23 protein-coding genes are annotated in these 25471 nt (G+C 70.6%); 13 read left to right on the top strand and 10 right to left on the bottom strand.

Annotation, left to right across the window (positions count from 1 at the left end; all coding sequences use genetic code 11):
* Positions 1-26 precede the first annotated feature (26 nt).
* The 3 genes from ACWIGU_RS14415 to ACWIGU_RS14405 all read left to right on the top strand — a co-directional run bounded on the left by ACWIGU_RS14415 (position 27) and on the right by ACWIGU_RS14405 (position 3535).
* Positions 27-1259 (top strand): LLM class flavin-dependent oxidoreductase, encoded by a 1233-nt coding sequence (locus tag ACWIGU_RS14415; RefSeq protein WP_454400704.1) that lies wholly within the window; start codon positions 27-29, stop codon positions 1257-1259.
* Between the two features lie 19 nt (positions 1260-1278).
* Positions 1279-2652 (top strand): NtaA/DmoA family FMN-dependent monooxygenase, encoded by a 1374-nt coding sequence (locus tag ACWIGU_RS14410; protein WP_454400702.1) that lies wholly within the window; start codon positions 1279-1281, stop codon positions 2650-2652.
* 91 nt (positions 2653-2743) lie between these two features.
* Positions 2744-3535 (top strand): inositol monophosphatase family protein, encoded by a 792-nt coding sequence (locus ACWIGU_RS14405; RefSeq protein ID WP_454400701.1) that lies wholly within the window; start codon positions 2744-2746, stop codon positions 3533-3535.
* Between the two features lie 88 nt (positions 3536-3623).
* Here the strand turns inward: ACWIGU_RS14405 and ACWIGU_RS14400 are convergent, their stop codons facing one another.
* Positions 3624-5891: an MMPL family transporter gene (locus ACWIGU_RS14400; RefSeq protein WP_454400699.1), complete on the bottom strand. Its 2268-nt coding sequence runs from the start codon at positions 5889-5891 to the stop codon at positions 3624-3626.
* A gap of 384 nt (positions 5892-6275) precedes the next feature.
* Positions 6276-7124, bottom strand: a complete 849-nt coding sequence (locus ACWIGU_RS14395; RefSeq protein WP_454400697.1) for an aldo/keto reductase — start codon at positions 7122-7124, stop codon at positions 6276-6278.
* Positions 7125-7373: 249 nt separating this feature from the next.
* Here ACWIGU_RS14395 and ACWIGU_RS14390 point away from each other — a divergent pair, with 249 nt between their 5' ends.
* Entirely contained in the window at positions 7374-7808 is a 435-nt protein-coding gene (locus tag ACWIGU_RS14390) for a DUF6299 family protein (protein WP_454400695.1), read from the top strand.
* A 156-nt stretch (positions 7809-7964) separates the two neighbouring features.
* Here ACWIGU_RS14390 and helR read toward each other — a convergent pair whose 3' ends face one another.
* On the bottom strand, positions 7965-10151 hold the full coding sequence (gene helR, locus ACWIGU_RS14385; protein ID WP_454401583.1) for an RNA polymerase recycling motor ATPase HelR: 2187 nt from the start codon (positions 10149-10151) through the stop codon (positions 7965-7967).
* Between the two features lie 433 nt (positions 10152-10584).
* Here helR and ACWIGU_RS14380 point away from each other — a divergent pair, with 433 nt between their 5' ends.
* On the top strand, positions 10585-11145 hold the full coding sequence (locus ACWIGU_RS14380; RefSeq protein WP_454400693.1) for a hypothetical protein: 561 nt from the start codon (positions 10585-10587) through the stop codon (positions 11143-11145).
* A gap of 20 nt (positions 11146-11165) precedes the next feature.
* Here the strand turns inward: ACWIGU_RS14380 and ACWIGU_RS14375 are convergent, their stop codons facing one another.
* The 3 genes from ACWIGU_RS14375 to ACWIGU_RS14365 form a co-directional block, all read right to left on the bottom strand.
* Positions 11166-11414 (bottom strand): DUF6332 family protein, encoded by a 249-nt coding sequence (locus ACWIGU_RS14375; RefSeq protein ID WP_454400691.1) that lies wholly within the window; start codon positions 11412-11414, stop codon positions 11166-11168.
* Between the two features lie 134 nt (positions 11415-11548).
* On the bottom strand, positions 11549-11896 hold the full coding sequence (locus tag ACWIGU_RS14370) for a hypothetical protein (protein WP_454400689.1): 348 nt from the start codon (positions 11894-11896) through the stop codon (positions 11549-11551).
* Positions 11897-12053: 157 nt separating this feature from the next.
* Complete coding sequence (locus ACWIGU_RS14365; protein WP_454400687.1) at positions 12054-13424, bottom strand: NAD-binding protein; 1371 nt, start codon at positions 13422-13424, stop codon at positions 12054-12056.
* Between the two features lie 476 nt (positions 13425-13900).
* On the opposite strand from ACWIGU_RS14365, the gene ACWIGU_RS14360 reads away from it, so the two are divergent.
* Both ACWIGU_RS14360 and ACWIGU_RS14355 read left to right on the top strand, forming a co-directional pair.
* A complete protein-coding gene (locus ACWIGU_RS14360; RefSeq protein ID WP_454400685.1) occupies positions 13901-15355 on the top strand; it encodes a ferredoxin reductase family protein in 1455 nt (484 codons plus the stop codon).
* 40 nt (positions 15356-15395) lie between these two features.
* Positions 15396-15569, top strand: a complete 174-nt coding sequence (locus tag ACWIGU_RS14355; RefSeq protein ID WP_454400683.1) for a hypothetical protein — start codon at positions 15396-15398, stop codon at positions 15567-15569.
* Positions 15570-15606: 37 nt separating this feature from the next.
* Here ACWIGU_RS14355 and ACWIGU_RS14350 read toward each other — a convergent pair whose 3' ends face one another.
* Positions 15607-16323 carry a Clp protease N-terminal domain-containing protein gene (locus ACWIGU_RS14350; RefSeq protein ID WP_454400681.1) on the bottom strand — a complete coding sequence of 239 codons (717 nt, stop codon included), beginning with the start codon at positions 16321-16323 and terminating at the stop codon, positions 15607-15609.
* Entirely contained in the window at positions 16320-16541 is a 222-nt protein-coding gene (locus tag ACWIGU_RS14345) for a helix-turn-helix domain-containing protein (protein WP_100594665.1), read from the bottom strand. The genes ACWIGU_RS14350 and ACWIGU_RS14345 overlap by 4 nt, the downstream gene beginning before the upstream one ends.
* Positions 16542-16663: 122 nt before the next feature.
* On the opposite strand from ACWIGU_RS14345, the gene ACWIGU_RS14340 reads away from it, so the two are divergent.
* From ACWIGU_RS14340 to ACWIGU_RS14315, 6 genes are all read left to right on the top strand, one after another.
* Positions 16664-17872 (top strand): nitrate/nitrite transporter, encoded by a 1209-nt coding sequence (locus ACWIGU_RS14340; RefSeq protein ID WP_454400678.1) that lies wholly within the window; start codon positions 16664-16666, stop codon positions 17870-17872.
* Positions 17873-17998: 126 nt separating this feature from the next.
* Complete coding sequence (locus ACWIGU_RS14335; RefSeq protein ID WP_454400676.1) at positions 17999-19117, top strand: MFS transporter; 1119 nt, start codon at positions 17999-18001, stop codon at positions 19115-19117.
* Positions 19114-21414 carry a molybdopterin oxidoreductase family protein gene (locus ACWIGU_RS14330; RefSeq protein ID WP_454400674.1) on the top strand — a complete coding sequence of 767 codons (2301 nt, stop codon included), beginning with the start codon at positions 19114-19116 and terminating at the stop codon, positions 21412-21414. The genes ACWIGU_RS14335 and ACWIGU_RS14330 overlap by 4 nt, the downstream gene beginning before the upstream one ends.
* Positions 21415-21423: 9 nt before the next feature.
* Positions 21424-22026: a 4Fe-4S dicluster domain-containing protein gene (locus tag ACWIGU_RS14325; RefSeq protein ID WP_326714768.1), complete on the top strand. Its 603-nt coding sequence runs from the start codon at positions 21424-21426 to the stop codon at positions 22024-22026.
* A complete protein-coding gene (locus ACWIGU_RS14320) occupies positions 22023-22679 on the top strand; it encodes a QcrA and Rieske domain-containing protein (protein ID WP_454400672.1) in 657 nt (218 codons plus the stop codon). Before ACWIGU_RS14325 ends, ACWIGU_RS14320 begins: the two co-directional genes overlap by 4 nt.
* Positions 22676-23053 (top strand): hypothetical protein, encoded by a 378-nt coding sequence (locus ACWIGU_RS14315; protein ID WP_454400670.1) that lies wholly within the window; start codon positions 22676-22678, stop codon positions 23051-23053. The genes ACWIGU_RS14320 and ACWIGU_RS14315 overlap by 4 nt, the downstream gene beginning before the upstream one ends.
* A 114-nt stretch (positions 23054-23167) precedes the next feature.
* Here ACWIGU_RS14315 and ACWIGU_RS14310 read toward each other — a convergent pair whose 3' ends face one another.
* Together ACWIGU_RS14310 and ACWIGU_RS14305 are read right to left on the bottom strand one after the other, a co-directional pair.
* Positions 23168-23812 carry a response regulator transcription factor gene (locus tag ACWIGU_RS14310; protein WP_454400668.1) on the bottom strand — a complete coding sequence of 215 codons (645 nt, stop codon included), beginning with the start codon at positions 23810-23812 and terminating at the stop codon, positions 23168-23170.
* 100 nt (positions 23813-23912) lie between these two features.
* A complete protein-coding gene (locus ACWIGU_RS14305; protein ID WP_454400666.1) occupies positions 23913-25286 on the bottom strand; it encodes a sensor histidine kinase in 1374 nt (457 codons plus the stop codon).
* Between the last annotated feature and the right edge of the window lie 185 nt (positions 25287-25471).

The following is a 25471-nucleotide window of genomic DNA, read 5'->3' as shown; positions in this document are numbered from 1 at the left end:
ACGGTCGATCAGGAAGGCACCCTGTCGTGTCCTCGTCTTCTTCGCTGCCCTCTTCAACCTCCGCACTGCACCTCGCCGTTGCCCTTGACGGGGCAGGCTGGCACCCGGCCGCCTGGCGCGAGCAGGTGTCGCGGCCCCGGGAGCTGTTCACCGCCCGCTACTGGGCCGACCTCGTCCAGGAGGCCGAGCGCGGGCTGCTCGACTTCGTGACGATCGAGGACGGACTCGGGCTCCAGTCCTCGCACTTCACGGAACCCGACGCCCGCACCGACCAGGTCCGCGGGCGCCTCGACGCCGTGCTCATCGCCGCCCGCGTCGCCCCGCTGACCCGGCACATAGGCCTCGTGCCGACCGTGGTCGCCACACACACGGAGCCGTTCCACATATCCAAGGCGATCGCCACGCTCGACTATGTGAGCAACGGCCGCGCGGGTCTACGCGTACAGGTGTCGGCACGCCGGAACGAGGCCGCGCACTTCGGGCGCCGTACGTTCCCCGCCCTGCGCGTCGAGGACCTGGACAGCCCGGAGGCGGAAGAGCTGACGGGTGACCTCTTCGACGAGGCCTCCGACTACGTCGAAGCGGTGCGCCGGCTGTGGGACAGCTGGGAGGACGACGCCGAGATCAGGGACGTCGCCACCGGCCGCTTCATCGACCGTGACAAACTGCACTACATCGACTTCGAGGGCAGGCACTTCAGTGTCAAGGGCCCCTCGATCACGCCACGTCCGCCCCAGGGACAGCCGGTCGTCAGCGCCCTGGCCCACCGGAGCGTGCCGTTCCAACTCGTCGCACGCTCCACCGACATCGGATACGTGACCCCGCACGACGCGGACCAGGCGCGTGCCGTCGTCGACGAGATCCGTACGGCACAGGCCGCGGCCGGACGCTCGGACGAGCCCGTCCATGTCTTCGGAGACCTCGTGGTCTTCCTGGACGACGACCCGGCCGCGGCGGCGGCACGGCGCGAACGCCTCGACGGCCTGGCGGGCTACACGTACACCAGTGACGCCCGGATCTTCGCGGGTACCCCCGCCCAACTCGCCGATCTCCTCCAGGAGTTGCAGCAGTCGGGCCTCTCCGGCTTCCGGCTTCGTCCCGCCGTCGTCGGCCACGACCTGCCCGCGATCACCCAGGGACTCGTCCCCGAGCTGCAGCGGCGCGGAGCGTTCCGGAGCGCGTACGAGGCCGACACCCTGCGCGGACTCCTCGGGCTCACGCGCCCCGCCAACCGCTACGCCGCCACCGCCACCGTCTGAGCCGGAGGGAACACAGACCATGCCTCGCAAGCAGATCCACCTCGCGGCCCACTTCCCGGGCGTCAACAACACCACCGTATGGAGCGACCCCAAGGCCGGCAGCCACGTCGAGTTCAGCTCCTTCGCCCACTTCGCGCAGACGGCCGAGCGGGCCAAGTTCGACTTTCTGTTCCTGGCCGAGGGGCTGCGACTGCGTGAACAGGGCGGAGAGATCTACGACTTGGACGTCGTGGGGCGGCCCGACACCTTCACGATCCTCACCGCGCTCGCCGCGGTCACCGAGCGCCTCGGCCTGACCGGCACCATCAACTCCACCTTCAACGAGCCCTACGAGGTCGCCCGCCAGTTCGCCAGCCTCGACCACCTCTCGGACGGGCGTGCCGCGTGGAACGTCGTCACCTCCTGGGACGCGTTCACCGGCGAGAACTTCCGGCGCGGAGGGTTCCTGCCGCAGGACGAGCGGTACTCGCGGGCCAAGGAGTTCCTGACCACCGCGAGCGAGCTGTTCGACTCGTGGCACGGCGACGAGATCCTCGCCGATCAGGCGAGCGGCACCTTCCTGCGCGACGCCCAGGCCGGAGCCTTCGTCCACCAGGGACAGCACTTCGACATCAGCGGGCAGTTCAACGTCCCCCGCAGCCCCCAGGGCCGTCCCGTGATCTTCCAGGCGGGGGACTCCGACGAGGGGCGGGAGTTCGCCGCGTCGAGCGCCGACGCGATCTTCAGCCGGTACAGCACTCTCAAGGAGGGCCAGGCGTTCTACACGGACGTCAAGGGCCGCCTGGCCCGCCACGGCCGTACGCAGGACCAGCTCCTGATCCTGCCCGCCGCGACCTTCGTGCTCGGCGAGAGTGACGCCGAGGCGGCGGAACTGGCCCGCGAGGTACGCCGACAGCAGGTCAGCGGTGCCACCGCGATCAAGCACCTGGAGTTCGTCTGGAACCGTGACCTGTCCGGCTACGACCCGGACGGCCCGCTCCCCGAGATCGACCCCGACCCCGGGGAGCACACCATCGCGCGCGGCCGCGCCCAGGTCCGCATGTACCGTGACCCGCTGGCCACGGCCCGCGAGTGGCGGGAGCGCGCCGCCGCCAACAAGTGGTCGATCCGCGATCTCGTCATCGAGACCGGCAACCGCCAGTCGTTCGTGGGCTCCCCGGCCACGGTCGCCGAGACGATCAACGACTTCGTCCAGGCGGACGCGGCCGATGGCTTCATCCTCGTCCCGCACATCACCCCCGGCGGTCTCGACGTCTTCGCCGACACCGTCGTCCCGCTGCTCCAGGAGCGCGGGGTGTACCGCACGGAGTACGAAGGCACCACCCTCCGCGACCACTTGGGCTTGAGCGAACCGACCGCCGTGGAAGCCGGGACCCGGCGAGCGGCGTCGTAACGACCTGTCCGCCACGCGATGTGCACCTGGGCCGGACCCGGCGGTGAGCATTCCGCCGCCGGGTGCGGCGCCGCCCGATACCCTGCATCGCGTGATCAACTCATCTGCGGCCTCCGACGATTCCGTGGTCGCCGTAGCAGCGGCGAGTGCCGGCGCGGACGTGGTGCGCGCTCTGTACGGCCGGCGGCTCACCCGCATCGACAAGGGCGCCGGGGACTTCGCGACCGCCGCCGACGTGGAGGCGGAGAAGGCGATCGTCGGTGTCATCCACAGCGCCCGCCCCGACGACGCGGTGCTCGGTGAGGAAGGCGGGCAGCACGGTACGGACGACGCCGCGCGCCAGTGGTTGGTGGACCCCCTGTGCGGCACGCTGAACTACGCCGTCGGCAACATGCTCGTGGCCGTCAACGTGGCGCTGCGCGACGGGGCGGCGGCGGTGGCCGACCCGTTCAGCGGCGAGGTGTTCTTCACCGACGGTACGAGCGCTCGGGTGCGGCGCGACGGGGTGGACGAGCCTCTGGTACCGACGTCAGCCACCTCGCTCGTGGACGTCAACCTGGACGCGCCGTTCCCGAACGCGCCCGGATTCCGGGCCGTTGATCTGCTGGCCCGTCCCGCGTTCGTCGAGCGGTTCCGGCCGCGGGTCGTGTCGACGACGCTGGCGCTGGCCTGGGTCGCGGCCGGCAAGCGCGCCGCGTACGTCACCGATGGCGGTGACCTCACCGGGAGTGTGCATTTCGCCGCGGGCATCGCACTGTGCCGGGCCGCCGGCTGCGTGGTCACTGGGATCGACGGTGCCCCGACCGGGGCTGGGGGGCGGGGACTTGTGGTGGCCGCCGACGTCGAGACCCATGGGCAGTTGATGTCGATGATCCGCGGCTGAGACAAGCCCGCCGCCCCGGTGACCGTGGTCACCGGGGCGGCGGGCTAGTGGTGGGGAAGGGTGCCGGACGGGGCCGGACCGCAGGGCCTCAGCCGCGTACGGGCTCCAGTTCCCGCTCCTCCTCGTCGCTGTCCCTGCCCTCGTCCTCGGCCGCCGGTGACGACGACGGGGCGAGGGCCTTGTGCAGTTTCTCGCCCTCGACGTCCACGTTGGGCAGGATCTTGTTGAGCCGGCGTGGCAGCCACCAGGCCGACTGGCCGAGCAGCGCGAGGACCGCCGGGACGATCGCCATGCGGACGACGAAGGCGTCGAAGAACACCGCGATGGCGAGCCCGAAGCCCATCATCTTGATCATGTCGTTGTTCTCCATGATGAACCCGGAGAAGACGCTGATCATGATGATCGCCGCCGCGCCGACGACCCGGCCGCCATGCTTGAAGCCGGTCACGACCGCCTCGGAGGGGCGCGCCCCGTGGACGTACGCCTCGCGCATCCGTGTCACGAGGAACACCTCGTAGTCCATCGCAAGGCCGAACACCACGCCGATCATGAAGATCGGCATCATCGACATGATGGGGCCCGGCTGGTCGACGCCGACGATGTCCGCGAGCCAGCCCCACTGGAACACGGCGACGACCGCACCGAGCGCCGCGGCGACCGACAGCAGGAAGCCGAGGGCCGCCTTCAGCGGGACGAGAACCGAGCGGAAGACCAGCATCAGGAGCAGGAAGGCGAGCCCGACGACGAGACCCAGGTAGGGCAGGAGCGCGTCGTTGAGGGTCTGGGAGAAGTCGATGGTCATCGCCGTCTGCCCGGTGACCAGGACGTCGGAGTCGGTGTCCGCCTCCAGGCCGCTCGCGGTGGACCTGATCGTCTTGACGAGTTCCTCGGTCTTGTGGTCGCTCGGTCCGGTGGCCGGGACGACCGTGATGATCGCCGTGTCACCGGCCGGGTTCACCGAGGCGGGGGTGACCGCCGCGACGCCGTCGACCTTGGCGAGGGACGTGCCCACCGTCTTGGCGGCGGCGGCAGCGTCCTTGGCTCCGCCCGTGTCGACGGTGACCATCAGCGGGCCGTTGAAGCCCGCCCCGAACGACTCGGACAGCATGTCGTACGCCTTGCGCTGCGTGGTGTCCGGCGCCGACGTCCCCTCGTCGGGCAGCCCGAGCTCCAGGCTCGTCGCCGGGACGGCGACCGCGCCCAGGCCGAGTACACCGATCAGCAGCACGGTGACGGGGCGGCGCAGCACGAGGCGCGCCCAGCGGGTGCCGAGGTTGGGCTTGGCGTCCTTGGCATCCCTGGCACTGTGCGCGGCGGCCGGTTTCGCGAGGTTCTTACGGTCCTTGCGGCGCAGGGCGCGCTTGCCCGCGAAACCGAGCAGCGCGGGGATCATGGTCAGCGCGATGAGGACGGCGATGGCCACCGTGGCCGCCGCCGCGAGGCCCATCTTGGTGAGCATGGGGATGTTGACGACCGACAGACCCGCGAGAGCCACGATGACGGTCAGTCCGGCGAAGACCACGGCGGAGCCCGCGGTGCCGGTGGCCCGGCCCGCCGCTTCCTCCGGTTCCCGGCCTTCGGCGATCTCGGCGCGGTAGCGGGAGACGATGAAGAGGGCGTAGTCGATCCCGACCGCGAGCCCGATCATCATCGCCAGCGTCGAGGTCGTGCCCGAGAGGTTGAGGACGCTGCCCAGGGCGGCGATGCCGGAGACACCGATTCCGACGCCGATGATGGCGGTCAGCAGCGGAAGGCCGGCGGCGATCAGCGAGCCGAAGGTGATGACGAGGACGACCGCGGAGATGGCGATGCCGATGAGCTCGGCGGAGCCGCCCATCTCCTGCTCGGCCTGGACCGCGTCACCGCCCGTCTCGACCGTGAAGCCCTCGGCGCGGGTCTTGTCCGTGGCATCGGTCAGCGCGTCGTGCGTCTTGTCCGTGAGCTCCGTCGAGATCACCTTGTAGGTGACGGACGCGTACGCGGTGGTGCCGTCCTTGCTGACGGCGTTCGCCTTGTACGGGTCGGCCACGCCGGCGACCTGCGGACCCTTGCCGAGCGCGGTGACGAGCTGGTTGACCTCGGCCTTCGCGGCGGGGTCGGTTATCTTCTCCCCCTCCGGCGCCCGGATGACGACGCGGGCGGTCGCGCCCTCCGCGCTGGCGGCGGGGAAGCGCTCGTCGAGCAGGTCGAAGGCCTTCTGGGAGTCCGTGCCCGGCATGGAGAACGAGTCGGCGGGCGGCGCGGGCGCGGCCGAGGACGCGTATCCGATGCCGCCCAGGAGCAGCACCCACAGGAGGGCCACATAGCGGCGCCGCCTGAAGGAGAGGCGCCCTAGTTTGTAAAGGAAGGTAGCCACGGCGAAAGAGACTCCCGTCGGGTGGAGGCGGAGGCAGGCGCGACCGCCCGGCGGTGCCGTGGCACGTCAGGGAAGTCAGCAGGATTTCTCCCTCTATCGTCGCCGCAATCCGGAGCCCGGATGTCAGCCTCCGGGCCGGACTCCGGCCCACGTCTGCGGTAGTACGACGCGGTGGCCGGTCATCCCCCGGTATGACCGCGGGACCCCTTTTGTAGAGCCGTGGGTGCAGGCGGGAGGTGGAGGCGGGGACCTGGGGACGAGTCCGCATCCGGCGCCGGGCCCGTGCCGGACTCAGGTGTTTGCGCAGGTCACGCGTGCCGTGGCGGTAGGTTGAGGGGGAGGGAAAGGATCATGTCCAGCGAAGGCGTGCCGTCCGGTCGAGGGTCAGGTGGCCGGCTGGAGTTTGCCGATCCGGCTGACGACCTCCGGGTCGCGGTGGTCGAGGAACAGCGACTTGCCTGTGTCCATGGCGTCGATGGACGCCATCTGGCTGTCGGTGAGTTCGAAGTCGAAGACGTCGAGGTTCTCCGCCATGCGGTCGGCGCGGACCGACTTGGGGATCACGACGACCTGCCGCTGAATGAGCCAGCGCAGCACGACCTGCGCAACGGACTTGCCGTGCGCGGCGCCGATCTCGGTGAGCACCGGGTCGGAGAAGAGGTTGTTGCGGCCCTCGGCGAAGGGGCCCCACGATTCGATCTGGACCCCGCGCTCACGCATGACGTCCTGGTCGACGGTGCGCCGGTTGAACGGGTGGGTCTCGATCTGATTGACCGCCGGCGTGATCTCGTTGTGGTCGATGAAGTCCACGAGCCGGTCGGGGTAGAAGTTGGAGACGCCGATGGCCCGGACGACGCCTTCGCGGTGCAGGCGCTCCATGGCACGCCAGGAGCCGTAGACGTCGCCGAAGGGCTGGTGGATCAGGTACAGGTCGAGGTGGTCGAGGCCCAGTTTGCGCAGCGAGGTGTGGAAGGCGTGCCTGGCGTTCTCCTCTCCGGCGCTGGAGATCCACAGCTTGGTCGTGACGAACAGGTCCTCGCGTGGGATGCCGCTGGCCTTGATCGCACGGCCGACGGCCTCCTCGTTGCCGTAGGCGGCCGCGGTGTCGAGGGACCGGTAGCCGGCGGCGAGTGCGTCGCTGACAGCCTGCTCGGTCTGCTCGGGCGGGATCTGGTAGACGCCGAATCCGAGGATCGGCATCTCGACGCCGTTGTTGAGCAGGACGTTCTGCATGGGGGTGTTCCTTACGTGGGTGGTCTTCCTCTCTTGGCCATTCCCCGGCGCGGTGGGTGCTCGCGCAACCGGAGTGCGGCGCCCGGCGCCGCCCGGGCTGCACCGGACGGACGGGTGCGGCCGTGCCCACACCGCCGTCCGGGTCAATGACGCCGACATCGGGGTGACTGTGAGTGAGTTCGGTGGGCGTGATCAGCAGTATGCGGTTCGACGGTGACACCGCCGACCAGCCTTCCACCGGAGGAATTCATGCGCCTTCCCGCACTGGCCCTGGCCGCCCTGACCGCGGTTGTCGTGCTCAGCCCGAGCGCGTCAGCCGACTCCTTCAGCGGAAGCATTTCCGCGCACCGGCAGGTCCGTATCGCGCCGGACGGAACCCTCACCCTCTCCGGCACCTACCGGTGCGAGCCCCCGTCATCCGCTCGCGCGGTCTTCGTCTCCGGCAACCTGGTCCAGGACAACAAGCGGCTCGGCTTCGGGAGCACCGCGGCCCGGTGCGACGGACAGGAACACGAGTGGAGCAGCAGCGGGCCGGCGGACGGTCTGATGGACCTCGGCTTCCACGAAGGCCGGGCGGCCGTCGACGCGCACCTGATGACCCTGGACTCCGACGGCGGACTGCCGATGCCGCACGCCCTGGCGGGGCAGGAGGAGCCGGTCCGTCTGGTGGACGACCGCACCTGAGAGGCGCATGCCTGTACGCCCGTGTGCCCGGGCCCGCCACGTACGCGGCAGGCCCGGGCACGCCCGTAGACCTTCGGCTGCGATCCGGACGATCACCGACCGGCGATCACGCCGGCCTGTCCCTCCCGGGTCAGGAACTCGTCAGGATGGAAGTTGTCAGGATGGACTCGTCAGGATGACGAGCTGCTGCGTCGCCCGGGTCATCGCTACGTAGCGGTCGACCGCTCCTTCGATGCCGTCGCCGAACTCCTCCGGATCGATGAGCACGACCAGATCGAATTCGAGGCCCTTCGACAGTTCCGGGGTCAGGGACCGGACACGTGACGTCGCCCGGAACGTGGGGTCGCCGATGACGCAGGCGATGCCGTCGTCGTGCGTGGCGAGCCAGGTGTCGAGGATCGAGTCCAGGTCCGTGACCGGTCCGTGGACGACGGGGACGCCGCTGCTGCGGATGGACGTCGGCACGTTGGCGTCGGGGAGCTCGGCCCGGATGACCGGCTCGGCTTCCGTCATGACCTCTTCCGGCGTGCGGTAGTTGATGCTCAGGGAGGCCAGCTTGATCCGGTCGAGCCCGGCCCGCTCCAGGCGCTCCTCCCACGACTCCGTGAACCCGTGCCTCGCCTGAGCACGGTCACCGACGATGGTGAAGCTCCGGGAGGGGCAGCGAAGCAGCAGCATCTGCCACTCCGCGTCGGTCAGTTCCTGCGCCTCGTCCACGACGATGTGCGCGAACGGTCCCGCGAGCCGGTCCGGGTCGGCGGTGGGCAGCGCGCTCTCGTCGATCAGGCTGTCCTGGAGGTCCTTCCCGCGCAGCATCCGCACCGCGCCCTCACTGTCGTCGCCGGCCGAGTTGAAGTCGGCTGCCGAGATGATGTCGTCGATGACGAGGGCCATGCGCTCGCGCTCGGCGGCGACCGCGGCGTCGTGCTGCCGCTTGCGCCGCGCCGCCTCCGGGTCACCGAGGCGCTGCCGAGCCGCGTCCAGGAGCGGCAGGTCGGACACCGTCCAGGCCTGAGGGGCGTCCTTGCGCTGCAGCTTGGCCACGTCGTCGCGGTCGAGCCAGGGGGCACACATGCGCAAGTAGGCGGGGACCGTCCAGAGGTCGGAGACGAGGTCGGCGGCCTCGAGCAGCGGCCACGCGCTGTTGAGGGCCGCGACCAGATCCCTGTCCTGCCGCAGCGACCGCAGGAACAGATCGGGCGAGACGCCGTCCTCGTCCTCGTCCATGCCCTGCTTGTCCATGAGGATGGACGCCAGTTCCTCCCAGACCTGCTCGCGCGCCTCGTTGTGCGCAGCGCCCGGACCCGGCGCCTTGAAGGCCTCGGCCCAGTCGTCGGCGCTCACCCAGATGTCGGACCAGGCCGTCGTGGCGGTCATGCCCTTGGTGGGAGGCTCCTCGTAGAACCTGACGGCCTTCTCGATCGCTTGCACCATGTCCGCCGAGGACTTGAGGCGGGCCACGTCCGGGTCGGTCTCCACGGTCGCCGCGGCGCCCTCGGTGACGAGGTCCTGAAGGATGCAGGTCTGTACGCCGTCCTCTCCGAGGCTCGGCAGGACATCGGCTACGTAATCCAGGTAGGGCCGGTGCGGGCCGACGAACAGCACACCGCCCCGGCGGTGGCTGAGGCGCGGGTCGGAGTAGAGGAGGTACGCGGAACGGTGCAGGGCGACGACGGTCTTGCCCGTGCCGGGCCCGCCGTCGACGACGAGCGCTCCGCGCGAACCGGCGCGGATGATGGCGTCCTGGTCGGCCTGGATGGTGCCGAGGACGTCCCGCATACGGGCCGAACGGTTGCTGCCCAGGCTGGCGATGAACGCGGACTGGTCGTCGAGCGCGGCGCGTTGCTCCAGGCCGTCGGCGGTGAACACCTCGTCCCAGTAGTCGCTGATCCGGCCGCCCGTCCAGCGGTACCGGCGGCGGCTCGCCAGGCCCGTCGGGTTGGCGTGCGTCGCCGCGAAGAACGGCTCGGCGGCGGGGGAGCGCCAGTCGACGAGCAGCCGGCGCCCCTCGCCGTCGGTGAGGCCGAGCCGCCCGATGTACAGGGGCTCGGCGTCGTCCGCGCTGACGACGCGGCCCAGGCACAGGTCCAGGCCGAAGCGGCGCAGGGCGCGCAGGCGGCCGGTCAGCCGGTGGATCTCCGAGTCACGGTCCATCGCCTCGCGGCCGATGCCGCCGGGGGCCTTGCGCAGGACGTCGAGACGGTCGGATAGCTCGGCGATCGTCTGGTCGAGGCTGCTCGCGACGGCCGCGAAGTGACGCTCATCGCCGGCGATCAGCGTCGCATCGGCCTTGGAGGAAAGACGCTCGGGTAGGTCGAACGCACTGGTCGTCGTGGAGGTCAATGTCATCAGCTCCGATCCGAGGTCACGCCTGCGAAGTCCGACGCGGCGCCCACCGGCACCTCGGCGCCGAGCGCCCGCACCGGCGCGACGCCACCGCACGACCCATAAACCGACAACAGCACATGCACTTCGTTGATCTCCCATTTCCGCAGAGTTCGGGCCTCGGCCAGCGATTGTGCGGCAAGGTGGGGGCCTTGCCGCAAGCCCCCCAGTGCGCTATAAGTTGAGAGTGGCAAGGAGTGGGAAGTCCTCCTTGCCTTTCTTTTTTGTCCGGGGACGGGCAGGGTCGCGTGCGGTCCTGCGTCCTGCTCCTGGCGGATCCCGCGCCGAAGATTGCCGGACATCGGCAGTGCGGCACAACCCACCGCTCATGCATGCTGGTGCCCGTCGGCTGAAACGGGGGGCGTCAGTGGAAGCGAGTACAACCCGCAGCGTGGCGCGTGCGCGCGTGGGATCGGGACTGGCGGTGGCCGTTCTTCTGCTGCCCCTCGTCGCCTACGGACTGGCCCGCACCGGGGCAGTCCCCGAAGGCACACCGACCGTGCTCGGCCTGCTGTGCGCGATCATCGGCTTCCTCCTCCTCACCGCACTGTGCGAGGAACGAGCCCCGTTCCGGCACTCGTCGTCGCACCTGACCGCGCACACCCTGACCGGCGTACGGTCCGTCGACCTGAACCGGATCACCACCGTCCGCCTGCTCACGACCTTTTCGTACGGCAGCGCGCACCGCACCCTGGTGGTGTGCGACGTCCATGGTGTGCGCCTGGGCGTCACGACGAAGAGAGCCCGCGGGAAGCTTCGCCGAGCGATCGAGAAGGCCGACGCGAACGCCGCGCGAGGAGTCCCCCGACCCCGGGTGAGCCGTGCGGCACGGGCATACCTGGGCCTCGCCCCGGGACGAGGGCTCGTCGTCCACACGACTCTCGCCTTTCTCCTGACGACGACATCCGCGAGCCTGTACGTGGCCGGAGCGGTCCGACTCAGCGGGCCATGAAACCCGCGCCTGGTTGTCCGTCAGCGGTGTTGCGAGTCGAATCGCCACAGGACGTGGACGACGCGCATCACTGCCAGGACGCCGCCGACCACAACCCCCGTAGCCACCAGAGTGTGCTCGACAGAGGGAGGAAGGCGCCAGACGAAGGCGGGGCCGGCGATCGTCGCGAAGACGATGCTGCCGAGGAAGCACGCGCTGAACAGTGCATAGCCGATCTCGACGGTGATCTCATCCCGCTCGGACTGGCTGCGCCGCGGTCTTGTCCCCATGAGGGCAGCATCGCAGCGGATCCGCCATCCGGCCACGTACGTGCACGCCCGTAGAGGAACTCTGGGAGAACTTCGCGGTCCGGCCCGTAGGTGCGAAGGCGGCCCGGCCGAGCCCGGTCAGGTCGGCTCCGGCGTCACGACGCCATGTCCGACCGCCAGCCAAGCTCGGGGACCGTGCCTACGGGGTGCCGGGAATCCGGACCGTGACGAGGAGACCGCGCCACGCCCACGAGACGCCGACGGCGTGCCAGCGCCCACACCACCAGCGCGGCCGACGGCAGCCCGACCGACGTCATGAGCACCACACCGTTGAACGTGTCGAAGCAGCCGTGCCACCGCCCGGCCATGCACCTCGGAGCGGACATCATGAGCGGCCCGCGCACAGCGAACGCGCCGCTCGCCAAGGCGACGATCGCCAGGCCGGGGAACACGATCCTGCGGGTGCGGCCGGGCGGTGCCGGCAGAGATGCGTCGTGGTTCATGCCCCCATTGGAGACGGAGGGCCGTTGCGGTGGCGTATGCCATTTCGATACGCCCGCGATACACAATGGCCCCCTTCTCGTCGGCCGCGTTCACGGCATGCCGGGTGGAGCGGACGGCCGCCAACTGGCCAGCAATGACAGCGTGGTGAGTCCGCCCTCAGTTCGTGGCCGCCGACGCCGCAACGCCTGACGCGGTACGGCCAGGTGTGGTCTCGTCCCCGGATTGCTCGGGGCGTGTGTCCCACGTCGCGAGGTCCACCACCTGGCCGTCCGGGAACAGGGCGCAGGTGCGGTCCTCGGCGACGAAGACGCTGGACGGTTCGGCGCCCAGTACCGACGCGGCGACGAACGCGCCGACGATGCGCGGGAAGTCGCACACCGCACCGATCCGGAACAGGGACTGCGAGTCCGTCGTGACCTCGTCGCTTCCGGCGCGCAGGATGATCCGCTGGTCGGGGGCGACGGCCCGGGCCGCGACCGCGACAGCCATGTTCGCCAGACTGTCCGAGCCGACCGCGGCAAGGCCGCGGGCCCGCAGGACGGAGAGGCGTTCGAGCAGGAAGCGGTCACCGCCCCGGCCGAGGACGACGGGGATGTTCAGGGAGCGGGCCAGGGGGAGGCACGCCGCCTGGGGGTTGCGTTCCACGGCGACGACCTTGATGCCGAGGTCCTTCAGCCGCGCCGACAGCCGCAGGCCCACCTGCCCGAGGCCGACGACGATGACGTGGCCGCGGCGCGGGATGGACCGGGCGCCCAGGATGCTCGTCATGCGGTGCCCGGTGAACCGGTCGACGACGCTCGCGGTGAAGATGGCCGCCAGCACCAGGACGGCGAGCATCGAGACGGCGGACAGGACCTTGTACCAGCCCGGTCCGTGCTCGGCCGCCGGTGAGGAGCCGATCGTGGTGAGCGCGCGGGCGGCGTTCCACACGGAGTCGGTCCAGTGCTCGTGCAGGACGAGGACGCCGAGCGCGATGTCCACCGAGAAGGCCACCGACAGGGCGGCCAGGCTCGCGATGAGCGCCTTCGCGGACGTCCCGAGGGAGCGCAGCCAGGAAAGGAAGGACGCGCGGGGGTGAACATGCGCGTGGGCCGCGAGGGCACGTCCGTTCAGATGCTCGACGGACGTGGTCCCGTCCTCCCGCCGGACCGCGATGACGCCCCCGCCGTCGGGCTGGAGCATGGCGTAGCTCGGGGCGAGGCATTCGGCCAGGAGGCTGGGCACGATGGCGTCGGTCATGCTCAGGACGGTGCAGTTGGGGACCGTACGCGAGACCTCGTCGGCGACCGTGCGGTCGAAGAGGGTCACGACCAACCGGATACCCGGCTTGAGATGTTCGGCCAGCAAGGCATAGCGCAGGGCGACGATGTCATCACGGGAGACGACAGCGACGGCGTCGACGGACTGCTCCAGGTACTCGCGCAGCGTGTCGTCGTCGGGCCGCGGCAGGCGGTGCACCGTGCCGTACCAGCGGCCGATGTGAGCCGCTGCGGAGCGCCCCAGGGCCTCGTCGTCCTCGATGATCACAATGCGCTGACCCGAGGCGGGTATGTGGGGAGGTGCCTGATCCTGAAATGTCTGCGGGTTCAAACCGTCGGCCTTTCTGCACGGGTGGGGGCTGCTCTGAGCCGCCTGTTGATCAGTGCGCCCGGCATGCCTGGTCGAGGCTCGGTGCGGGGGCTTCGGCGCGGGCCGGTCTGGCCGGCACGTCTGTCTCGTACGCCGTGGCCGATGTGTGAGGCACGGTCGGGAGGAGCCGAAGACGTGTTCTTTGTACCAGGGTGCCAGCGGTTTGTATCAGGCTCCATGGGGGCGTCGGATCCCCGGCCTGTCCGACATTGTGTACAAGAGGGCGAAGTCCCTTGTGCGGTATGGGAGTCACCGTTGCCTCGACAGGCCCGTGGCTTAACCACCCTTGAGGCGATCCTCAAGCCCGCCTTAAGGATCAGCGATGAGGCTCTGACCTGGCTTTTTTCACCCCCCTCGCCCCCTACTGTGGCCGCGTGACGACCGAGGCCGCCAGCGAATCCGAACTCTCCAGGTACCCCGCCCTGAACGCGTATCTGCGCCATGTCGAGGGCCCGGGCGCGGAGTACCCGCCCATACCTCCGCGCCCCACCCGCCGCCCCCGCATCGGCCGTCCCGCCGCTCCCCTCCGCATCTCGCCGGGCGCCCTGCGCGCAGGCATCGTCGTGGGCGGCATCGGCGTCGGCGCCCTCTGGGCCGTACAGGCCGAACCGTCGGCACGGCTCGACGTGCTCTTCGCGACCGGCGCACATCTCACCGGACTGCTCGCCGGATACGGCATCCTCGTCATGCTCTTCCTCATGGCGCGCATCCCCGCGGTCGAGCACGGAGTCGGCGCCGACCGCCTCGCCCGCCGTCACGCCGCCGGTGGACGTCACGTCCTGGTGCTGTGCGCGGCCCATCTGGTCCTCGCCGTGTGCGGATACGCCACCCACGCCGGCACCGACCTCGTCTCCACCGTCGTGGACCTCCTCGGATACCCGGCCGTCGCGGCCGCGTGCGCCGGTACGGCCCTGCTCGTCGCCGTCGGTGTGAGCAGCGCTCGTGCGGTACGCCACCGGGTCGCCCACGAGACGTGGCGGGCCCTGCATCTGCTGACCTATCTGGGCGCTGCGCTGGGCTTCGTGCATCAACTCGCGGGCCCGGATGTGGCAAGCGGCGTCGCCACGCGGTGGCTCTGGGCCCTCCTGCACGCGACCGTCGCCGTCCTGCTCGTCTGGTACCGGCTGGTCGTGCCCGTCCATCAGGCGCTGCGGCACAGCCTGCGCGTGGTCGCGGTCCATGGCGAGGGGCCCGGCGTCTTCTCCGTCGTCATGCAGGGCATCGGGCTCGACGGACTGCGGGCCGAGCCCGGCCAGTTCTTCCGCTGGCGATTCCTCAGGGGAGGGCTCTGGCACACGTCGCTCCCGTTCTCCCTCTCGGCGCCCGTGCGCGGCGATGAACTGCGTATCACCGTCAAGGCACTTGGCCGGCACACGCGCCGCGTCCGCAGGCTCGCCCCGGGCACGCGCGTCCTGGCCACGGGGCCCTTCGGCGCGCTCACCGCACACCGCCGCACACGGCGCAAGGTGCTGCTCCTGGCGGGCGGCGTCGGCATCACGCCCCTGCGGGCCCTGTTCGAGACGCTGCCCGGAGCGCCGGGCGACCTCACTCTCCTCTACCGCGCGGGCACGGCCGAACAACTCGTCCTGAGTGAGGAGTTGGAGGCCATCGCCCGCAGTAGGCAGGCGGCCCTGCACTATCTGCTCGGCCCGTCGGACGCCTCGTTCGACCCGCTCGCACCGCAGGCCCTACGCAATCTCGTACCCGAACTCGCCGAGCACGACGTGTACGTGTGCGGGCCGCCCGGTATGACGGCCGCGGCCACCACGGCGCTGGTGCGGGCCGGGGTGCCCGAAGACCACATCCACGCAGAGTGCTTCAAATTCTGACCCGGCGCGGATGCCGTACACCACTGACAGGAAGACCCCCATGGGACGCCACCGCAAGCCCGCAGGCCCCACGCCGCTTCCCACCCTCACGGCCCGGCGCCGTCTTGTCGTAGGGCTCGCGGGTGCCAGTGCCCTCGTCGCCACGTTCCTCGTCATCGCCGTCGACCCGGCGGCCCCGCCCGCCCCCGACCGGACCACGGCGACGGCGCCCTAAGAGTGTCCGGCGGATCATGGCCGGGGGACGGAGGGAATCAGCTCACCTGCCAGTACCGCTCGCTGATCGCGGTGCGCAACACCGGGGCCGAGGCGCCGAGTGCCGACAGTACCGAGGGCACGAGGCCGGTGGGCATGGTGATGAGGCTGAGGCTGAGGTGTTCGAGGCCGATGTAACTGTCGTGCCGGGCCTGTGCCTCGCGGACCGTGTTCGCGAGGCTCTCCTTGGCGCGAGGGGAGAACCGGATGTGCCCGCCGGAGCGAGCGCGGGCGGCTTGGTACAGGCCGGTGGGAGCGGGGGCCTGTGCCGTGCGGGCGGGGCGTCGGGCGGCGCGACTTCGGCGCCACTGGCGGGCGAGGACCGTGGACACCACGCGGCGCGGGCCGCGCCTCGGCGAGCGAGGTCCGTGGTGGACGGCGCTGTCGGCGCGCGCGAGGGCTTCCGGCCCGAAGGACTCCTCGATCCTGGCGCGTACGGCGTCGATGTCGATGCCCACGGACGCGAGCGCGTCGCGGTTGAGGGTGCCGAACAGGTGGGACGCGCCCCCGAGTCCGACCAGACGGACGATCTCCTCCTCCACGCCCTGCGGAGTCACGCCGTGCTCACGCAGTACGGCGCCCGCGGGCTGATCGGCGGAGGCGAGGGCGAGCAGGAGATGTTCGGGGCCGACGTAGTTGTGACCGAGCCGGCGGGCGTGTTCCTGGGTGTGGACCACCACGGTGCGGGCGTCCGGTGTGAAGCGTTCGAACATCATCGACTCCCTATCAGGCGGCCGTACTTGCGGTGCACGGTCTGCTTGGTGACGCCGAGCCGCTCCGCGATGTCCTGCCAGGACCATCCAAGCTTCCGGGCGTTCTCGACCTGGAGGATCTCCAGGCGTTCGGTGAGTTCTCGCAGGGCGGCCACCGCGCGGAGCCCGGTGTCCGGGTCGCTGCTGGCGGCGCCCTCGGCGATTTCGAGTGTGCTCTCCATGGGTGTCAGCATATGCTGACGTTCGGACGGGTGTCAACATATGCTGACGCGATCCCGGGGTTCGAGAATCGATCGGAGCACCAGATCAGGCCGGGATACCGCAGGCTTCCTAGCATCGGGATGTGGAACACCCTGCACCGGAACAGACGACCGGCCGGCCGACCGCCGCGGCCTACCGCAACCTGGCCGTGGCCACCATCGGCTTCGCTCTCACTTTCTGGGCCTGGGCCCTCATCGCGCCACTTGGCAGCGACTTCGGGGAACGCCTGAACCTGAGCTCGTTCAACCAGTCGTTCCTCGTCGCGGTGCCCGTCATCGTGGGCTCCCTCGGCCGCGTTCCCGTCGGCGCGCTGACCGACCGCTACGGCGCCAAGCTGATGTTCCCGCTGATCTCCGCCCTGACGATCATCCCGGTGCTCCTGGTCATCCCCGCCAGGGGCTCGTTCATCGCCATGCTCGGCGTCGGCTTCCTGCTCGGTATCGGCGGCACGACGTTCGCCATCGGTATCCCGCTCGTGAACTCCTGGTTCCCGCCCGCCCGCCGCGGGTTCGCGCTCGGAATCTTCGGCATGGGCATGGGTGGTGTGGCCCTGTCCGGCTACTTCACGCCACGCATGGCCAAGCACAGTGAGAACCTCCCCTTCTTCGTGGTGGCCATCGCGCTGGCCGCGTACGCGCTGCTCGCTCTGCTCCTCATCACCGACCGCCCCGACCGGCCGATCCCCACCAGCCCGCTCGCCACCCGGCTCGGGCAGGCGGGTCGGCTGAGGGTGACGTGGGAGCTGTCCGGGCTGTACGCGATCGGGTTCGGCGGCATCGTCGCGTTCGGCGTCTACCTGCCCACGTATCTGAAGACCTGGTACGAGCTCGACCCCACCGACGCGGGCACCAAGGCGGCCGGGTTCGCCCTGGTCACTGTCATCTTCCGGCCCATCGGCGGGTGGCTCTCCGACCGGATCCACCCGGCGACGGTCACTGCCTGCGCCCTGGCTGTCGTCGCGCTCTTCGCGATCGTCCAGGCCTTCGACCCGAGGCTGAACCCCGTGGGCACGATCTGCTTCCTGCTGATGGCCGCCGGACTCGGCACGGCCAGCGGCAGCGTCTTCGCGCTCGTCTCCCAGGTCACCCCACAGCCGCAGGTCGGCTCCGTCACCGGCATCGTCGGCGCGATGGGCGGCCTCGGCGGCTTCGTGCCACCGCTCGTCATGGGCGCGGTGTACAGCGCCAAGAGCTCGTACTCCATCGGCTTCATGCTCCTGTCCGACCTGGCTCTCGCCGGCTGCGTCTATGCGTACGGCCGCATGCGGAACATCGGGGAGGAACGGCCATAGGGCAGGTCTGCGGCCTCATCACTGGCCGGGCGTGCGTGCCCCGTTGAGCCCGCCGCCGACCGACACGTCACTCGTGCGCCTGCGAGAACGGGCGAAACACATACAAAAGTCCCTATCGTGGGCCGGGTGACTGAGCCACCCGCACCCCCTGCCGCCGCCTCGGACGTGGCCACCGCCCAGGACGCGCCACCGCCCACCGGCGCGGTCAGCGGGCCCGGACCGCGTTCGGTCGCAGGGCGGGCCACGCTCGCCGGCACCATCGTGTCCGTACTGCTGGTCCTGGCCATCGTGTTCGGCAGCCGGATGCTCAAGGACTTCGACTCGGCTCTCCTCCCGTACGCCGTCGCGACCGTGTTCCTCGCCTTCGGTGTCGCCTACCGCTACACCGTGTGGATCTCCGCCCCGGGCGCACGCCGTCTGTTCAAGCAGGGCTGGCGCAGCCTGTTCTCGTCCGACAACTTCCACAAGGCGCCCACCGCGCTGCCGAAGATGATCGCCACCTACCTCGGCTTCCAGAAGTTCCTCGGGGCCCGTTCGCAGGCCCGCTGGGCCGCCCACCAGCTGATCTTCTGGGGCTGCATCCTGGCCGCCCTGATCACCTTCCCGCTGACCTGGGGCTGGTTCACGTTCACCGCCTCGTCCAGCGCCGGGCCCGGCTACGAGATGCGGATCTGGGGCCTGAAGGTCCTCGGCTTCGACTCGCTGAACATCGTCGGCTGGCTGATGTTCCACGGCCTGGACATCGCCGCCGTCCTGGTGATCCCCGGTGCCTCGTACTTCCTGTGGCGGCGCATGAAGGACCGCGGTGCCATGACCGGCCAGCGCTTCGCCTACGACCTGGTCCCGCTGATCGCCCTGATCGTCATCTCGGTGACCGGCCTGCTCCTCACCTTCTCGTCGATCTTCCTGCACGGCGGCGGCTACGAGTTCCTGGCGATCCTGCACATGGTGTCGGTGGTCTTCACCCTCATCTACATCCCCTTCGGGAAGTTCTTCCACATCGTCCAGCGGCCGGCCGCCGTCGGCATGCAGCTGTTCAAGTACACGGCCCGCAAGGACGAACAGCTCTTCCACTGCAAGCGCTGCGGTCAGCTGATCGACACCGCCCCGTACGTCGAGAACCTCCAGGGCACCATGCGCGACCTCAAGCTCGACTTCGACACCTGGACCGAGTACTGCCCCCGCTGCAAGCGGGTGCTGCGCGGCACCGCATACCTCAGCGACGTGAAGAAGGGCTTCAAGTGACCCAGCAGTACATCCCGCTTGACCCCTCCATCGCACCGCCCGGCACCCGCAACTTCCGTGATGCGGGCGGCATTCCGGCCGACCAGTGGCACGCCGACCAGAACGGCGAGACGCTCGTCCCCACCCACTGCTGCTTCTGCGGCGTGCAGTGCGGGATGTACCTGCGTGTCGACAAGGGCGGCAAGGTGTTCGGCGTCGAGCCCCGCAACCACGACATCAACCGCATGCGGCTCTGCCCCAAGGGCATCAACGCCTACCAGCAGATCAACCACCCGGACCGGCTGACCGCCCCCCTCATGCGCCGTTCCCGCGACGAACCCTTCCGGGAGGCGACCTGGGAGGAGGCCCTCGACTTCACGGTCTCCGAGATCCGCCGCATCCAGTCTGCCCACGGCAACGACGCGTTCGGGCTGCTCGGCGGAGCGAGCCTGTTCTCCGAAAAGACGTACCTGGTCGGCAAGTTCGCGCGCGTCGCCCTCAAGACGAAGCACGTCGACTACAACGGCCGCCTGTGCATGGTCTCCGCCGCCGGAGCCAACAAGCTGTCCTTCGGCATCGACCGGGCCGGCAACCCCTTCTCCGACATCCTCCTCTCCGACTGCCTCCTGATCGCCGGGTCGAACGTGGGAGAGTGCTTCCCGGTGATGACCCAGTACGTGTGGGGCGCCCGCGACCGCGGCGCCGTCCTCATCGTCGTCGACCCGCGCGAGACGTCCGTCGCCCGCACGGCCGACATCCACGTCGCCCTCAAGCCGGGCACCGACTCCGCGTTCTTCAGCGCCGTACTGAACGTCGTCATCCGCGAGAACCTCGTCGACGAGGAGTACGTGGCCGCGCACACCACCGGCTGGGACGAGGTCCGGGCCACCGTCGCGACGTACCCCCCCGAACGGGCCGCCGAGATCTGCGGGATCCCCGCCGCACAGGTCGTCCAGGTCGCCAGAGCCTTCGCGGGCGCCGACAACGCCATGGCCTGGCACGCCCGGGGCGTCGAGCACCACTCGCAGGGCGTCGAGAACTGCCTCGCCGTCATCAACCTCTGCGTGGCCACCGGCAACATCGGCAAGCCGGGCGCCGGCTACGGCACCCTCACCGGCCAGGGCAACGGCCAGGGGGGCCGCGAGCACGGCCAGAAGGCCGACCTGCTGCCCGGCGGCCGCTCCATCCTGAACCCGGACCACCGGCGGCAGATCTGCGAGATCTGGGGCATCGAGGAGTCCGAACTCCCGGCCGCCGGCACGTCGATGATGGAAATGGTGTGGCAGATGCAGCGCCAGGAGATCCGCGGTCTGATCGGCATCTGCAACAACCCGTTCATCTCCCTCCCCAACTACAAGACCGTCAAGGACGGTTACGACACCCTCGAGTTCCACGCCCAGTTCGACTTCTTCCTCTCCGAGACGGCGGACAACGCCCACGTCGTCTTCCCCGTCACCACCTGGGCCGAGGACGAGGGCGTGATGGCCAACGCCGAGGCCCGGGTGATCAAGCACAACAAGGCGCAGGAGCCGCCGGAGGGCGTACGTACCGACACCTGGGTGATGTGCGAGCTGGCCCGGCGCCTCGGAGTGGGAGACAAGTTCGACTATCCGGGCTCCCGCGAAGTCTTCGAGGAACTGCGCATCGCGTCGGCCGGCACGGTCATCGACTACTACGGAATCACCTACGACCGTCTCGAGGAGACCGGCGGCATCGCCTGGCCGTGCCCCGCCACCGACCACCCCGGCACCCCCCGCCTGTTCGAGGACGGCAAGTCGTACCACCCCGACGGCAAGATCCACCTCCAGGTCGTGGAGTGGCACCCGCCGATGGACCCGTACGACGACGAGCACCCCATGTCGCTCACCACCGGCCGCACCGTCGCCCACTTCCTGTCCGGCAACCAGACGCGCCGGCTCGGCGCGCTGGTCGAGCAGACCCCGCGCCCATGGGCGGAGGTCCACCCCTCGCACGGCTTCAAGAACGGCGATCCGGTACGCGTCGTGACGCGCCGGGGCAGCGAGGTCTTCCCCGCTCTGGTCACCGAGGCGATCCGCCCCGACACCGTCTTCGTGCCGTACCACTGGCCGGTCCCCACGGCCGCCAACGCGCTCACCATCGACGCCCTCGACCCCCGTTCCAAGATCCCCGAGTACAAGGTCTGTGCCTGCCGCATCGAGCACGCCGAGCAGATCGACGAGGTGCCCGCGCCCCCGACCGCACCCGGCCAGGTCGCGTACCCGGAAGCCCAGGTGTCCCGTACCGACCCCCTGCCGCCCACGGCCCCGCAGGGCCGTGGCACCGCCGAGAGGAGCTGAGGTCACGCCATGATGGGCAGAACGATCTTCATCGACCCGGGCCGGTGCATCGGCTGCCAGGCGTGCGTGTCCGCCTGCCGGGAGTGCGACTCGCACCGGGGCAAGTCCATGATCCACCTCGACTACCCCGACGAGGGCCACTCCGTCGCGTCCCTGCCCACGGTCTGCATGCACTGCGAGGACCCGGTCGCCCCGTGCGCCGAGGTGTGTCCCGCCGACGCGATCCTGGTGACCGCCGACGGTGTCGTGCAGCAGGCCGACACCACCCGCTGCATCGGCTGCGCCAACTGCGTCAACGCCTGCCCCTTCGGCGTACCGAAGATCGACCTCCAGGCCAAGCTGCAGATGAAGTGCAACCTCTGCTACGACCGCACCGCCTACGGACTCGCCCCCATGTGCGCCACGGTCTGCCCCACCGGAGCCCTCTTCTACGGAACGCTCGAGGAACTCCAGGCCGAACGCCCGGGCGTCCAGGTCGCGGACTCCTTCACGTTCGGCGACGTCGTCGTCAACACCGGCGTGGCGATGGTCGTCCCCGCCGACAAGGTCCAGTGGCCGGTGCCCGGAGGACTGCCGATCGTCCAGGTCAACGGGAAGGACGTGACCCGATGAGCGTCACCGAGCAGCCCCCGCTCCCCGAGCCCGGAACCGACGACGACGCGGCGCAGGCGGCGCTCGAGGACCGCATCTCAGCCGACTCCCTCACCACGCGCCGCGACTACCTCCGTATCGTCGCCACCGTCTCCGGCGGCCTGGCGGTCGGGGGCATCGCCGTCGCCGGGGGAGTGCTGCACCGGCACGGCGACACCGACGGCGCGCCGGAACCCAAGCGGATCACCGGCCGCCTCGCCCCCGGCGAGTCCATTGCCTTCCGCTTCCCCGGCGAGGACGACCGCGCGGTCGCCGTCCGCCTCACGGACGGCAGCCTCGTCGGCTACTCCGCCGTCTGTACGCACCTGGCGTGCGGCGTGCTGTGGCGCAAGGACCGCGGCAGCGAGGGCGAGTTGTACTGCCCCTGCCACGAAGGCGTCTTCGACGCCCGCACCGGCGAGGTCACCGCGGGCCCGCCACCGCGCGGCCTGCCCAAGGTGCTGCTCTTCGAGCAGGGCGACGGGAGCGTGTGGGCGGTCGCCACGGCCCGCTCCGGCGAGAGCGCCCAGGACGCGGTGTGCAGGGAGTTCGCCGACGCGCGGCCCGAGGTGCGGGCCCAGCTCGGCTGCCCCGTCGCGAACGATGCCAACGGGGAAAGGAGTCAGCGGACATGAGCGCCGACGAGCCTCAAGCCGTCCCCCCGAGGCCCCTGTACACCCCCGGCAGCGCCCAGCCGCGCCTCAACCGCCCGGTCCAGGAGCGCTACCCGCAGATCCGCCCGACCAGCGGCTACGGCGACCCCCGGACCCGGCACACGGGACCGGGTCCCGGCGCCGGCACCGACCAGGAGCCGGAACGCTCATCGAAACTCACGGCCCGCCTCGTCCTGGCGATGACGGTGGTCATCGGCCAGCTCTGGGGCCTCACCGTCGTGGTCAACGAGTGGATGATGGGGGCGACCGGTACGGCTTGGTGGGGCGCGGGGTTCCTCTGCCTGTCCTTCCTGGTGGTCCTGGGGCTGTGGCTGCTCGACCCGAAGGATCGCTGAACTCCCGGCCGGACGGCGCCAGTTACGGCCCACAGGTTCGACCTGAACCCCAGCGCACCGGTGTCAGCCACGGCCCACAGATCCGGCCTCACCCCCCCAGCGGACCGGCATCGCTCACGACTCCAGGTAGCGCAGTACGGCCAGCACGCGCCGGTTCGCGTCCTCCGACGCGGGCAGGCCCAGCTTGCCGAAGATGGCCGCGACGTGTTTCTCGACCGTGCCCGCCGACACCACCAGCGCCTGCGCGATCGCGGCGTTCGTCCTGCCCTCGGCCATCAGCGCCAGAACCTCCCGCTCGCGCGCCGTCAGCGACTCCAGGTCGCCTCCACGGCGGCTCGCACCGGCCAGCTGCGTGACCACTTCGGCGTCGAGAGCGGTGCCGCCGGCGGCGACGCGGGACAGGGCGTCCGTGAACTCGGCGACGTTCGCGACGCGGTCCTTGAGCAGATAGCCGACCCCCGCTGAGCCCGCGGCGAGCAGCCTGGTCGCGTACTTGGTCTCGATGTACTGGGAGAACAGCAGCACGCCCGTGCCCGGGTGCTCGCGCCGGATGCCGATCGCGGCCCGCAGGCCCTCGTCGGTGTGCGTCGGCGGCATCCGGATGTCGACGACGGTGACGTCGGGCCGGTGCTCGGCGACGGCGGCGAGGAGGGCGTCGGCGTCGGGCACGGCCGCGCACACCTCATGGCCACGCTCGGTGAGCATCTGGGCAAGCAACTCCCGCAACACGGCGGCATCTTCGGCGATCACGATGCGCATGGGGGCATGCTCTCACGGGTGCGAGCGGGGGACGGCGGGGGCAGACGCGCTGCGCGCGGGCCGTCCGCCGTGTCCCTCAGCGCGTTGCTTGCGGTGTCACTCATGCGTGGAGCGGAAGTTCCACCGTCACCGCGGTCGGCCCGCCGCTCGGGCTCGACACGTCAAGGCGTCCGTCCACCGTCCGCACCCGCTGCTGAAGGCCCGACAGCCCGCTTCCGGCGCCGAGTGCCGCCCCGCCGCGGCCGTCGTCAGTGACCCGCAGCCGCAGGACGCCGGCCTCCTGCGCCACCCACAGCACCGCTCGGCGCGCGCCGCTGTGTTTGATCACGTTGGTGAGGAGCTCCGCCGCGCAGAAGTACGCGATCGTCTCGATCGCGGGCGTCGGCCGCTGCGGCACGTCCACCGAGAGCTCCACCGGCACGGTGCTCCGCGCGGCCAGCGTCGACAGCGCGTCGGGCAGGCCGTCGTCCAGAGCCGGGGGATGGATGCCGCGTGCCAGGTCACGCAACTCGGCCAGGGCCTCGGTGGCGTTGCGGTGCGCGGTGTCCACGAGTTGCCGCACCCGCGCCGGGTCGGCGATCGGTTCGCCCTCCGGGCCGAGCCGCTCCTTCGCCATGTCGAGGCTCATGGCCAGCGCGACGAGCCGGACCTGCGCCCCGTCGTGCAGATCGCGCTCCAGGCGGCGCAGCAGCGCAGCCGAGTCGTCGACGGCGAGAGCGCGGCTCTCCTCCAGACTCCTTACACGTTCGGCGAGTTGGCCCGGACCGAGCAGCGCCCGGATGAGCCAGCGGTCCACGGCGACGACGCCACGCGTGAACCAGGGTGCCGCCAGCAGCGTCGCCGCGCCGATCGCCGCCGCCACGAAGGTCCCGGCGAAACTCGTGCTGTGCGGGGCGCCACCGCCGACGGGGATCGGCGTGATCGTCGGCATACCCGCCTCGCCCGCCGCGGGGCGCTGGTGGAACGCGGCCCAGCGCAGTGGCGCGGAGAGATTGAGGAGGGCGGTCAGCCACCAGCCGACGGCGTCCAGGCCGAAGGCGGCGACGGGCAGCTTCACCAGGACGTAGGCCACCGAACGCCACCCCGCCGCGTCGCGCAGGCGAGCGTCCAGCCGCGCGAACGCCTTGCCCGTCGGCCGCAGCCGCGGAGGCGCCTCCACCCGCTCGCCCAGCAACCCCTGGGCGAGCCGGCGATGCACGGCGGCGCAGCCGCGCGCGAGACCGACCGCCCCGACGACCAGCGCAAGGCCGAGGACAGCGCCGACGAGGGAGGCGGTGAGACCGGTGCCGAGGGCGAGCAGGACGAGGAGGAGAACGGCCCCGGCGACGGCCAGGGGGAAGCCGGCCAGGCAGTACGCGGCCTCGGCCCAGGCACGAGCCGTGAACGGGGCACGCAGAACGGCGCCCGGGGAGACCTGGCGTGAGAGCTCGGCCCGCGCGCCTTCCGGTGGCCGGTCCCCGGCTGACTCGTGCATGGCTCAAGTCTCCTGTACGTACGCATCTGCTGTGGGTATCCGTCGTCTGCCGTGAGGCGATCAGGGGGTGTCGGGGGGGGACCGCCCGCGGGGGGCCCGGGGCCCCCCCCCCCCCGGGGCCGAAAAGAGACCAGGGGGGGCCCCCCCCCCCGCGCCCCCCCCCCCCCCCCCCCCCCCCCCCCCCC

The organism is Streptomyces sp. NPDC055400, from assembly GCF_053644375.1.
Note: the sequence above shows the minus strand (reverse complement) of the source record. Positions and strands in the feature narration are given on the sequence as shown.